Source organism: Amycolatopsis sp. H20-H5 (genome assembly GCF_035828755.1).
Classification (GTDB): domain Bacteria; phylum Actinomycetota; class Actinomycetes; order Mycobacteriales; family Pseudonocardiaceae; genus Amycolatopsis.
Genome location: NZ_JAYMZS010000059.1, coordinates 41,529 through 53,420 on the forward strand (window position 1 = coordinate 41,529; position 11,892 = coordinate 53,420).

The following is an 11,892-nucleotide window of genomic DNA, read 5'->3' on the forward strand; positions in this document are numbered from 1 at the left end:
CCTGTCGCCCTTCGCCGGAGTCAGTTCGCGCCCGGAGCCGGGTTGTCCCGGGTCAGAACCTGGTCCACGAAGCCGTATTCCTTGGCCTCCTGCGCGGTGAACCAGCGGTCGCGGTCACCGTCCTTGATGATCTGCTCGACGGTCTGGCCGGTCTGCTCCGCCGTGATCTTGGCGAGCTCCTGCTTCCACTTGCCGAACACCTCGGCCTGGATCGCGATGTCCGAGGCGGTACCGCCGACACCCGCCGACGGCTGGTGCATCAGGATCCGCGCGTGCGCCAGCGAGTAGCGCTTGCCGGGCGTGCCCGAGGAGAGCAGGAACTGCCCCATCGAGGCCGCCAGCCCCATCGCGTACGTCTGCACGTCCGGCTTGATGAGCTGCATGGTGTCGTAGATGGCGAAACCGGCCGTCACCGAACCACCGGGCGAGTTGATGTAGAAGCGGATGTCCGACTCGGAGTCATCGGCGTCCAGCAGCAAGAGCTGCGCGGTGATCCGGTTGGCGATCTCATCGTTGACCTCGGAACCGAGGACGATGATGCGCTCCTGGAGCAGCCGCTCGGAGACCGAGTCGGTCAGATTGAGCCCGGCGGTCGTGGACCGCGCCTCGGGCATGTGCTGCGTCACGTCTGCCTGCCTTTTCGCCGCTGGCGAGCGGTCTCGCGACCGGCCGCCCAGGTTTTTTCAGAGCTGGAGTTCAGCACTGGAGTTCAGTGCTGGAGCTTCCAGGTGCTGAAGATCTTGCAACCGACACTAACGAACTTGGGCGGTGCAGAATGCCTGACACCGCCCAAGTTCGCTGAGAGCTTTACTTTCCGTCGGTCGCGCCGGCCTCTACGGTGACCGGCGTCTCCTCAGCGGCCTCGGTGACCTCGGTGGGAGCCTCTTCCGGCGCGCCGAACAGCTCGTCGAGGTTGACCTCGGCGCCGGACGCGTCGGTCACGGTGGCCTTGCGGACGACACCGGCGAGCGCCTTGCCCCGGCGGACGTCGGCATAGATCGCGGTCAGCTGACCGGACTGCTGCGCCCGCTGGACGTACTCGTCCGGGCTGATCCCGAAGCGCTGGGCCTGGTACATGATCCGCTCGGTGAGCTCGCCGTCGTTGACGGAGGTCTTCTCGTTGTCGGCGATGGTGTCCAGCAGCAGCTGCGTGCGGACGGCCTTCTCCGACTCCTCGCGGACCTCGGCGTCGAACTCCTCGACGGTCTTGCCCTCGGCCTCGAGCGCCTTCGCGAAGGCGGCCTCGTCGTGCTCGAACTGGTGGATCGCGTCGTGCTTGCGGTTCTCGATCTCGCCCTCGAGGACCTTCTCCGGGATCGGGACCTCGGTGCGCTCGAGCAGCTCCTCGAGGATCTTGTCCCGCGCCTGCACGCCCTGCTGCATCTTCTTGACCTTGGCGAGCCGCTCACGTAGGTCGGCCTTGAGCTCGTCGAGCGTGTCGAACTCGCTCGCCAGCTGGGCGAACTCGTCGTCGGGCTCGGGCAGCTCGCGCTGCTTGACCGTCTGCACGGTCACGCTGACCTCGGCGTCCTTGCCGGCGTGCTCGCCTGCCACCAGCTGGGTGGTGAACGTCTTGGTCTCGCCGGCGGCCGCGCCGACGATGGCCTCGTCGATGCCGTCGACCAGCTGGCCGGAGCCGATCTCGTAGGACAGGCCGGTGGTCGAGGCGTCCTCGACCTCGGCGCCGTCCACGGTGGCGGCCAGGTCGATCGAGACGAAGTCGCCGTTCTCGGCGGGGCGCTCGACGCCGGTGAGCGTGCCGAAGCGGGCGCGGAGCTCGTCCAGCTGCTCGTCGACCTCGGTGTCGGTCAGGTCGACGTCGTCGACCGTGACGGCGAACCCGTCGAAGTCGGGCAGGGTGATCTCGGGCCGGATGTCGACCTCGGCGGTGAACTCGAGCACCTCGCGGTCCTCGAGCTTGGTCACCTCGAACTCGGGCTGGCCGAGCGTGCGCACCTCGCCGGCGCGCACGGCCTCCATGTACTTGGCCGGGATGACCTCGTTGACGACCTCATCGAGCACCGGGGCTCGCCCGATCCGGCTTTCCAGTACGCGAGCGGGCGCCTTGCCTGGACGGAAGCCCGGGATGCGAACCTGCTGGGCGATCTTGCGATATGCGCGTTCGAAGTTCGGCTTGAGTTCGTCGAACGGCACCTCGACATTGATCTTGACTCGCGTCGGGCTGAGCTGCTCGACGGTGCTCTTCAACGTAATCTCCTCGAGCGGTAACGGTGTGTTTGGACAATCCGGCAGATTGTTCCCTGGTCACCTGCGGACCGGGACGACCGAGTCTAGGCCAGCGGACAGCCAGGCCCGGTCCCGGGCTCTTCCAGACGCCCCGCGGCCCGCACCGGGCCCTCAGCCGCCGAGCAGCCTGGCGACCACCCAGCCCATCCGCTCGGCCGCGTCGTCGACCCCGGCCGTGGGCCGCACCAGGTGACTGAGCAGCAGCCGCACCAGTGACTCGACCGCCACGGTCCACTCGTCCGGGGTCAGCGGGGCGGCCGGGTAACACTGCCGCAGCATCGGCGCGATAGCCGCCACAGCCTGCTCCAGCACCGGGCCGGACCGGGTGGTGAGCAGCGGGAGCAGGCTCTCCCGGCCGCCGGACGACCCGGAAAGGACGGTTCGCAGCAGCGGGTTCGCCTGAGCGGCCTCGAGGGCGTACCGGACCGCCGCGGTCACCCCGGCGACCGGATCCGCGGGATGGCGCGCGAGCACGTCGCCCACCCCCGTGGCGAACCCGTCGGTCTCGCGCAGCATCAGCGCCTCGGCCAGTTCCGGCTTGGAGCCGAGCTCGTTGTAGACCGTCTGGCGGCTCACCCCGGCGCGCGCGGCGAGCTTGCCCATGGTGACGCTGGCCCAGCCGTCGGCGCGGGTCAGTTCCGCCGCTTCGGCGAGCAGGCGCTCCCGCAGGGCGGGGGCGACGGAGGTGCCGGTACTCACGAAACCGAGCATACCGGTGGGTTTGGCTGGTCAGGGACGTTTACAACCGGGTCACGGTTGTCTACCGTGACAGCTCTTGTCCCGGCCTTGTCCCGGAGTCGTCGACCGAGGAGACCACTCGATGTCCGTCGTCGATAGCCCCCGCGGCATCCGCGCCACGGCCTTCCGCGCGGCCGACTTCGAGGCCGCCCGCCGGGGCACTCCCAACCCGAGACGGCCGCTTCCCGCCGCGTCGATGCCCGCCGTCGCGCTGTTCTGTCTCGGCGCGGCCGTGTGGGCGGGCGCGACCTGGCTGGCACTCGCCGGTCTCGCGCCGCTCTGGCTCACCATCACCCTGCAGGCACTGGTCACCTGGGGGATGTTCACCGTCCTGCACGAGTCGGTCCACCACGCCGCCGGCAAGCTCACCTGGCTCAACGAGACGCTCGGCAGGCTCTCGATGCCGTTCGTCGCGGCGTACGGCTCCTATCCGGCCTTGCGCCACATCCACCTGGAGCACCATCACAACCTCGCCGCGGACACCGGCCCGGAGGAGTGGACGGCCCGCGGCAGGTGGTGGCAGCTGCCGCTGCGCTGGCTCACCATCGACGCCTGGTACGTGCGGTTCTACGCCCGGCACATGCCCGCGCGGCCCGACTGGGAACGCCTGGAGACCACCGCCACGGTGACCGTCGCGGTCGCCGGGATGGTCGCGCTGGCGGTGACCGGCCACGGCGGGGAGCTGCTGGCCGTCTACCTGATCCCCCAGCGGATCGGCCTGGGGCTGGTGGCCTGGTGGTTCGACTGGCTGCCGCACCACGACCCGGCGGCGACCCACCGGCCGCGCGCGCGGTTCGGCGCGGCCAGGGTGCGCGCGGGTCTCGGCCGGTTGGCGAGCCCGCTTTCGACGTACCGTGACTACCACCTGGCGCACCACCTGCACCCGGCCATCCCGTTCCACCACTATCTCGGCGCGGGCAGGCACGAGGTCGCCGAGCCGCCGGACCGGGTCCTCGAGCAGGCGCGTCCCGTCATTCCCCCGCAGAACCGGGAGCACCGCTTCCACCCGCTGCGGATCGCGGAGGTCCGTCCGCTGACGCCGGACGCGGTGTCGGTGACCTTCGACGTGCCCGCCGAGCTGGCCGGGACGTTCCGGTTCGCCGCGGGCCAGCACGTCACCGTCCGGTCCACTGTGGATGGCCAGGAGCTCAGGCGCACCTACTCCGTGTGCTCGCCCGCGGACTCGGGGCCGCTGCGGATCGCCGTGAAGCGCCACGACGGCGGCACGTTCTCGACCTACGCGAACACCGTCCTGAAGACCGGCGACACCCTCGACGTGCTGCCACCTTCGGGCGGGTTCATCGCGATCCCCCAGCCCTGCCGCCCGGCGCGCTACGTCGCGCTGGCGGGCGGCAGCGGCATCACCCCGATCCTGTCGATCCTGTTCACGCTGCTGCTCGCCGAGGAGCACAGCAAAGCGACCCTGCTCTATGTCAACACCTCCGGCGAGAGCGCGATGTTCGCCGACGAGCTGACGGTACTGGCGCGGCAGTTCGACGGGCGCCTGCACGTGGTGCACTACCGCACCGACGAGCGGGATCCGGACCTGCACACACCGCGGGCCCCCCGGCCGTTCGACACCCTCGGCGAGGCGCTCGCCATCTCGCACGAGCGCTACCAGCGCGGCCGCCTCGACGGCACCCGGCTGCGCGCGCTGCTACAGGGCAGGCTGCACCCGTCGAAGGTCGACGAGTGGTTCCTGTGCGGGCCCGGCGGCCTGCTCGACATGGCGCGCGCGACGCTCGCCGCCCAGGACGTGCCCGGCGAGAACGTCCACTTCGAGCTCTTCCGGGCCGCGAACGGCTTCGACTCCCCCTGATGGCCACCTTCACGGCGTTTTACGCCCATGCCCAGGGACTTAAGAAGCTGACCGTGTCCGTTGCGAGGCTCTTTTTTACCTGGTCAACCGATTGGCGAGCCGTGATCGCCGGGTTCGCCGTGGCCTGGTCGCGCTCGTCCGGTCCAGAAGTCCCTGAAGGCCACCATGAGGGCGTCTAAGTCCCTCATGGTGGCCTTCAGCGCACACTAGAATCGGGCAAGTCGGAATCAAACGGACTAAAGTGCGGCATTTTCGTCCTTTGTGGACGGAGGATGCACCTGGGTGACTGCCCCTGATGGCCACCTTCAGGGTCAGCGGCCGCCCTGGGTGGCGGTGGTGGCTTCGGTGACCGTCTTCGCGGTCGCCGTGTCGCCGGAGGTCGTGGACACCACGGTCACCGTGTCCCCGCTGGCGACGCCCGTCGCCATGGCGGCGTCGATTGTGTACACCTTGCTGAACCCGTCGTCGCTGAGCGCGGTGAGTGAGGTCGCGCCGAGCGCGGTCACCTTGCCGGTCTGCGTGAGCTGAGTGACGTAGCCGCCGTTGCCGTCGGAGACGACGTATTCCCCGTGCAGCGCGGAGCCGAGCCCGGCGGCCGCGCCGCCCGTCGCGCCGGGGAACTGGCCGCCGAACTGGCCGCCGAACTGGCCGCCCTGGCCCGTGGCGGTGGTGTCCGTGGTCGACGAAGACGCGGCCCAGATGGCGGCACCGCCGCCGACCGCGACCACCGCCGCGATCGCACCGGCGGTCGCGGTTTTGCGCCTGGTCCAGGTCTGCGGCGGCACCGGGGCGCCCCAGCCACCGTCCGAAGTGGACGCCGGGGGCGGGGTCTGCGTCTGTGGGCTGGTCATGGGTGGCTCCTCCGCGGTGGTTACTGAACTGCCACCACGGTCGACGCCGACTCTGTGCGGGGACTGTGGTGGCCGTGAGACCTCCCTGTGACACCACGGCGTCCCCGCGCACAGCCACCTCACAGGCGGCACACAACCCGTCCACACGCGGGAAGCGCACCCTCGGGGACATGGCAGTCTCGGCGGACACCGCGGGCCCGCACCGGTGGCACCGGTCCGGACGGCTGTCGCTGCGCGCCAAACTGACCGGCTCGATGGTCGTGCTGCTCGCGTTCGTGTGCCTGGTCATCGGTGTGGTCAGCGAGGTCGCGCTGAGCGCGTTCCTGACCGGCCAGATCGACGACCAGCTGGCGGCGGCCACCTCGCGGGCCAGCAACTACGCGACCCACCCGCCGCCCGACGGCGAGCTGCGGCACAATCCGCTCGACGCGCCGGGACAGGGCGCGGGCACGCTGAACGCGTCGTTCGCCAACGGCCAGGTGCTCAGCGCGGACACCCTGAACTCGCACGGGCAGCGGCAGAACCTGGACGGGACCCAGGAGGCCGTGCTGCTGGCCCTGGCCGTCGACGGCAGGCCGTACACCCGTTCGCTGGACGGGCTCGGCGACTACCGGGTGACGGCGGTCCCGATCCCCGGCGGGGTGGTGGTGACCGGGCTGCCGCTGGCGCCGGTCGACGAAACCCTGTTCCGGGTGGGGATGATCCTGTTCGGCGTGGCCGCCGCGGGCGTGCTCGGCGCGGCGTTCGTCGGCGCTTTCGCGGTGCGGCGCACGCTCCGCCCGCTCGACCGGGTCGCCGCGACGGCGGGCCAGGTGGCCGAACTGCCACTGGACCGCGGGTACGTCGCCCTCTCGGTCCGCGTCCCCGAGATCGACACCGACCCGCGCACCGAGGTCGGCCAGGTCGGCTCCGCGCTGAACCTCATGCTCGGCCACATCGCGCAGGCGCTCGAAGCGCGGCACGCGAGCGAGACCCGGGTGCGCCAGTTCGTCGCCGACGCGAGCCACGAGCTGCGCACGCCGCTGGCCGCGATCCGCGGGTACGCCGAGCTGGCGGGCCGGGGCCGCGACCTGGTCCCCCCGGACATCGCCCGCTCGATGAGCCGGATCGAGGCCGAGGCCGACCGGATGACGACGCTGGTCGAGGACCTCCTGCTGCTCGCCCGCCTCGACGCGGGCCGCCCGCTCCACGACGCCGAGGTGGACCTGACCCGCCTGGTCGCCGACGCCGTGAGCGACGCCCACGTCTCCGGCCCCGGGCACCGGTGGCGGCTCGAGCTGCCGAACGGGCCGGTGCCGGTGCGCGGGGATCTCCAGCGCCTGCACCAGGTGCTGGCGAACCTGCTGTCCAACGCCCGCACGCACACGCCGCCGGGCACCACCGTGGACCACCTCGCTCACCCGGTCCGCGGACGGCAGCGCGGTGGTCACGGTCACCGACGACGGGCCGGGGATCACTCCCGAGCTGCTGCCGACCGTGTTCGAGCGGTTCGCGCGCGCCGACTCGTCCCGGTCGCGCGCGGCGGGCGGCACCGGGCTCGGGCTGGCGATCGCCGCGGCGATCGTGATCGCGCACCGGGGCACGGTCGAGGTGCACAGCAGGCCGGGCCGGACGGAGTTCAGCGTACGACTGCCCGTAGCCGTGCCCACACAGCACGCACACAGGCTCGGCACAAGCGCCCCCCAGGTCCGGGCCGGAAACTGAGCTCAAGACCTCTCTCGCCCAGCACGATCCCGCCGTCGAAACGACGGCTCCGGCCCGTCCGCCGTTCGCCGCCCGCCTGGTGCGCGGCCGCCCGGCCGACCCGTGGTGGGTGCGGAGCGGGCTGCTCGTCCTGCTTGCCGCCACCGCGGTCCTTTATCTGTGGGGCCTCGGTGCCTCCGGCTGGGCGAACGCGTTCTACTCGGCCGCCGCCCAGGCGGCTTCGCAAAGCTGGAAGGCACTGTTCTTCGGCTCGACGGACGCGGCCAACGCGATCACCGTGGACAAGACCCCCGGCGCGCTCTGGGTGATGGGGCTCTCCGCCCGGCTCTTCGGGGTCAACGCCTGGAGCGTGCTCGTCCCGCAGGCGCTGATGGGCGTGGGCTCGGTGGGCCTGCTCTACGCGACGGTGCGCCGCGCTTCCGGCCCGGCCGCCGGGCTGCTCGCCGGGGCGGTGCTGGCGCTCACCCCGGTGGCGGCGCTGATGTTCCGGTTCAACAACCCGGACGCGCTGCTGGTGCTGCTGCTGGTCGTGGCCGCGTACTGCGTCGTCCGCGCGCTGGAGAAGGCCGGGCCGGGGTGGCTGGCACTGGCCGGGGTGGCCGTCGGCTTCGGTTTCCTCGCCAAGATGCTGCAGGCGTTCCTGGTCCTGCCCGCGTTCGGGCTGGCCTATCTGATCGCGGCGCCGACCACTCTCGGCAAGCGGCTGCTGCACCTGCTCGGCGCGCTCGCGGCGGTGGTCGTCTCGGCGGGCTGGTACCTCGCGGTGGTCGCGCTGTGGCCGGCGGCCGATCGCCCGTTCATCGGCGGTTCCCAGACCAACAGCATGTGGGAGCTCGTGTTCGGCTACAACGGTTTCGGCCGCCTCACCGGTGACGAGGTCGGTAGCGTCGGCGGTGGCGCCGGGCGAGGCTGGGGCTCGACGGGCTGGAGCAGGCTGTTCGGTAGCGAGATGGCGGGCGGCATCGCCTGGCTGCTGCCCGCGGCACTGCTGGCGCTGGTCGCCGGGCTGTGGTTCACCCGCCGGACGCCCCGCACCGACCCCGGCCGCGCGGCGCTCGTGGTGTGGGGCGGCTGGCTGCTCGTCACGGCGGTGGTCTTCAGCTACATGGGCGGGATCATCCACCCGTACTACACCGTCGCGCTGGCCCCGGCCATCGCCGCGCTGGTCGGCACCGCCGCGGTGCAGCTGTGGCGGCTGCGGGCCCGGCCATCGGCCGCGGGACTGCTCAGCGGCGGTCTCGCACTCACCGCGTTGACGACGTATCTGGTGCTGTCCCAGGGATCCACCTGGCTGCCGTGGCTCGCCCCGACGGTACTGGTGGCCGGGCTGGTGTGCGCGGTGCTGGTGTTCTTCGCCGCGCACCTGCCCCAAGCGGCCGGGCGTGCGCTGGCGGTGCTGGCGCTGGTCACCCTGCTCGCCGGGAGTGGCGCGTACACGTTCGCCACCGCGACGACCACCCACGCGGGCGCTATTCCTTCGGCTGGGCCGAACAGCGGCTTCGGTGGCCGGGGTGGCTTCCCCGGTGGCGGGATGCCCGCGGGTGGCATGCCTGCCGGTGTAATGCTCGGCGGCGCGGCGGGCGGACTGCTGGGAACGACATTGCCGGGCCCCGAGCTGACGGCGTTGCTCAAGCAGGACAGCGGGAGCCACACCTGGGTCGCGGCGACCGTCGGCTCGAACAACGCCACCGGGTACCAGCTCGGCAGCGACGGCGCGGTGATGGCCGTCGGCGGGTTCAACGGCACCGACCCCTATCCCACGCTCGACCAGTTCCAGCAGTACGTCCACAGTGGACAGATCCACTACTTCCTCGGCGAGGGCATGCAGCTCACCGGCGGCAGCGGCAGCGATCTGGCGACACAGATAGCCGACTGGGTGGCGCAGAACTACCAGGCCACCACGGTCGACGGCGTCACCGTCTACGACCTGACCAGCTGACCCGGCACTGGTTCCCCCGAAAAGGCCACCCCGTCGCGCGGGGTGGCCTTTTCGGCACACAGGGAACCACGCCCACAGGGATAACGCCCACAGGGATAACACAGCCCGGACACAAGATCACCAAAGCGCGGACCCGGAAGCTGAAGCCATGACAGCGACAGCGCCCGCGACCCGGCCCGGCACCGCCCCGGTCGCGCCCCTCGGCCCGCAGCCCGTCCTCGACGTCGTCATCCCCGTCTACAACGAGGAAACCGACCTGGAACCGTGCATCCGCCGCCTGCACGGCCACCTCACCGAACACTTCCCCTATCCGTTCCGCATCACCGTCGCGGACAACGCGAGCACAGACGCCACGCTGCGGGTCGCGGAGCGGCTCGCCCGCGAGTTCCCCGAGGTCGGCGTCCACCACCTCGACGAGAAGGGCCGCGGGCGGGCGCTGCGCACGGTCTGGTCCAGCTCCGACGCCGCGGTGCTCGCCTACATGGATGTCGACCTGTCGACCGATCTCGCCGCGCTCGGCCCGCTGGTGGCGCCGCTGATCTCCGGGCACTCCGACCTCGCCATCGGCAGCAGGCTCGCCAGGGGCGCGCGGGTGGTGCGCGGGCCGAAGCGCGAGTTCATCTCCCGCTGCTACAACCTGATCCTGCGCGGGACGCTGGCCGCCAGGTTCAGCGACGCGCAGTGCGGGTTCAAGGCCATCCGCGCCGACGTCGCCGAGCGGCTGCTCCCCCACGTCCGCGACACCGGCTGGTTCTTCGACACCGAGTTGCTCGTGCTGGCCCAGCGGGCCGGGCTGCGGATCCACGAGGTGCCGGTGGACTGGGTCGACGATCCGGACTCCTCGGTGAACATCGTCGCCACCGCGACGGCCGATCTCAAGGGCATCGTCCGGCTCACCAAGGCGACCATGACCGGCGAGATCCCGGTCAGCAGGCTGCGCGAGCAGCTGGGCCGCGAACCCATCGACGTCCACGCGCCCGGGGTCCCGCCGAGCCTGACCACCCAGCTGGTGCGGTTCGCCGCCGTCGGCGTCAGCAGCACGCTCGCGTATCTCGTGCTGTTCCTGCTGCTGCGCACCATCGTCGGCGCGCAGGCGGCGAACCTGGTGGCGCTGCTGGTGACCGCTGTCGCCAACACCGCCGTCAACCGCCGGATCACCTTCGGCATCCGTGGCCGTGGCGGCGCGGGCCGCCACCAGTTCGAAGGGCTACTGGTCTTCGGCCTTGGCCTCGGCCTGACCAGCGGTGCGCTGGCTCTGCTCAACGGCCTCACCGCGCCGGGACTGGCGCTGGAGATCACCGTGCTCGTCCTGGCCAACCTGGCCGCCACCGTCCTGCGTTTCCTACTGCTGCGCGCCTGGGTGTTCCACCCGCGCCGGCAGCGCACATCCGTCGAGGAGAGCTGACATATGACCGCCGTGATCGACACGCCACCCTCCGTGGAACCCGGACACCGCAAGGAAAACGACCAGGATTCGCCGCCGCGCTGGGTCCGCCCGGCGGTGCTCGGCCTGCTGGCCGCGACAGCGGTGTTGTACTTCTGGAACCTCACCGCTTCGGGGTATGGAAACTCGTTCTACGCCGCGGCCGTGCAGTCCGGGACACAGAGCTGGAAGGCGTGGCTGTTCGGTTCGCTCGACGCCGGAAACGTACTGACCGTCGACAAACCGCCCGCCGCGTTCTGGGTGGGCACCGCGTTCGCCCGCGTCTTCGGGTTCTCCAGCTTCACCGTCCTGGCGCCGCAAGCGCTGATGGGCGTCGCCTCGGTGGGACTGCTGTACGCCACGATCCGCCGCACGTCCGGCCCGGTGACCGGGCTGTTCGCCGGGGCGGGCTTGGCGCTGACGCCGGTGGCGGCACTGATGTTCCGCTTCAACAACCCGGACGCGCTGCTGGTACTGCTCATGATCGCCGGGGCCTACTGCACGGTGCGCGCGATCGAAAAGGCGAGCCCGCGCTGGCTGGCGCTCGCCGGAGTGGCGATCGGTTTCGGCTTCCTGACCAAGATGATGCAGGCGTTCCTGGTGCTGCCCGCGTTCGGCCTGGCGTATCTGATCGCCGCGCCGACGTCGGTGCGCAAACGCTTGCTGCACCTGGCGGGCGCGGTCGTGGCGGTCGTCGTGTCCGCGGGCTGGTTCATCGCACTCGTCGATCTCTGGCCGACCGGCGCACGTCCCTACATCGGCGGCTCGACCGGCGACAGCCTGCTTGACCTCGCGCTGGGCTACAACGGGCTCGGCCGGATCTTCGGTGGCGGCCAAAGCGGCGTGGTCACGGGCGGCGGCAACGTCGGCTTCGGCGGCACCTCAGGCCTCGGCCGGATGTTCGGCGCAAGCTTCGGCGTCGAGATCTCCTGGCTGCTGCCCGCGGCGCTGATCGGTCTGATCGCCGGGCTCTGGTTCACCCGCCGGGCCGCCAGGACCGACCGGACGCGGACGGCCCTGATCGTCTGGGGCGGCTGGCTGCTGGTGACGAGCCTGGTTTTCAGCTACATGAGCGGGACCGTCCACCCGTACTACTCGGTGGCGCTCGCCCCGGCGATCGCGGCGGTGGTCGCCATTTCGGCCCGGTCGCTGTGGCAGGGCAGGGCGAACC

General features: G+C 71.1%; 9 protein-coding genes and 1 pseudogene. 6 read left to right on the forward strand and 4 right to left on the reverse strand.

All coding sequences use genetic code 11. The features are described from left to right. Window positions 1-20: 20 nt before the first annotated feature. The 3 genes from QMK34_RS28020 to QMK34_RS28030 all read right to left on the reverse strand — a co-directional run bounded on the left by QMK34_RS28020 (window position 21) and on the right by QMK34_RS28030 (window position 2,946). A complete protein-coding gene (locus QMK34_RS28020) occupies window positions 21-626 on the reverse strand; it encodes an ATP-dependent Clp protease proteolytic subunit (RefSeq protein ID WP_326417480.1) in 606 nt (201 codons plus the stop codon). A gap of 181 nt (window positions 627-807) precedes the next feature. After that, on the reverse strand, window positions 808-2,208 hold the full coding sequence (gene tig, locus QMK34_RS28025) for a trigger factor (protein WP_326417481.1): 1,401 nt from the start codon (window positions 2,206-2,208) through the stop codon (window positions 808-810). Between the two features lie 150 nt (window positions 2,209-2,358). After that, entirely contained in the window at window positions 2,359-2,946 is a 588-nt protein-coding gene (locus QMK34_RS28030; RefSeq protein WP_326417482.1) for a TetR family transcriptional regulator, read from the reverse strand. Window positions 2,947-3,067: 121 nt separating this feature from the next. On the opposite strand from QMK34_RS28030, the gene QMK34_RS28035 reads away from it, so the two are divergent. Together QMK34_RS28035 and QMK34_RS28040 are read left to right on the forward strand one after the other, a co-directional pair. Beyond that, the gene (locus QMK34_RS28035) at window positions 3,068-4,804 is read left to right on the forward strand and encodes a fatty acid desaturase (protein WP_326417483.1); all 1,737 of its coding nucleotides are present in this window, start codon (window positions 3,068-3,070) and stop codon (window positions 4,802-4,804) included. Then, a complete protein-coding gene (locus QMK34_RS28040) occupies window positions 4,804-4,983 on the forward strand; it encodes a hypothetical protein (RefSeq protein WP_326417484.1) in 180 nt (59 codons plus the stop codon). Before QMK34_RS28035 ends, QMK34_RS28040 begins: the two co-directional genes overlap by 1 nt. A 132-nt stretch (window positions 4,984-5,115) precedes the next feature. On the opposite strand, the gene QMK34_RS28045 is transcribed toward QMK34_RS28040, so the two are convergent. Next, on the reverse strand, window positions 5,116-5,655 hold the full coding sequence (locus tag QMK34_RS28045) for a hypothetical protein (protein WP_326417485.1): 540 nt from the start codon (window positions 5,653-5,655) through the stop codon (window positions 5,116-5,118). Between the two features lie 170 nt (window positions 5,656-5,825). Between QMK34_RS28045 and QMK34_RS28050 the strand changes: the two are divergent. The 4 genes and pseudogenes from QMK34_RS28050 to QMK34_RS28065 all read left to right on the forward strand — a co-directional run. Further along, window positions 5,826-7,359: pseudogene (locus QMK34_RS28050) on the forward strand (sensor histidine kinase). A gap of 79 nt (window positions 7,360-7,438) precedes the next feature. Further along, window positions 7,439-9,298 (forward strand): ArnT family glycosyltransferase, encoded by a 1,860-nt coding sequence (locus QMK34_RS28055; RefSeq protein ID WP_442785235.1) that lies wholly within the window; start codon window positions 7,439-7,441, stop codon window positions 9,296-9,298. Between the two features lie 148 nt (window positions 9,299-9,446). Beyond that, window positions 9,447-10,703, forward strand: coding sequence for a dolichyl-phosphate beta-glucosyltransferase (locus QMK34_RS28060; RefSeq protein WP_326417486.1), 1,257 nt, complete (start codon window positions 9,447-9,449; stop codon window positions 10,701-10,703). A gap of 3 nt (window positions 10,704-10,706) precedes the next feature. Then, the coding region (locus QMK34_RS28065; protein ID WP_326417487.1) for a glycosyltransferase family 39 protein at window positions 10,707-11,892 on the forward strand (1,186 nt) is incomplete at its 3' end.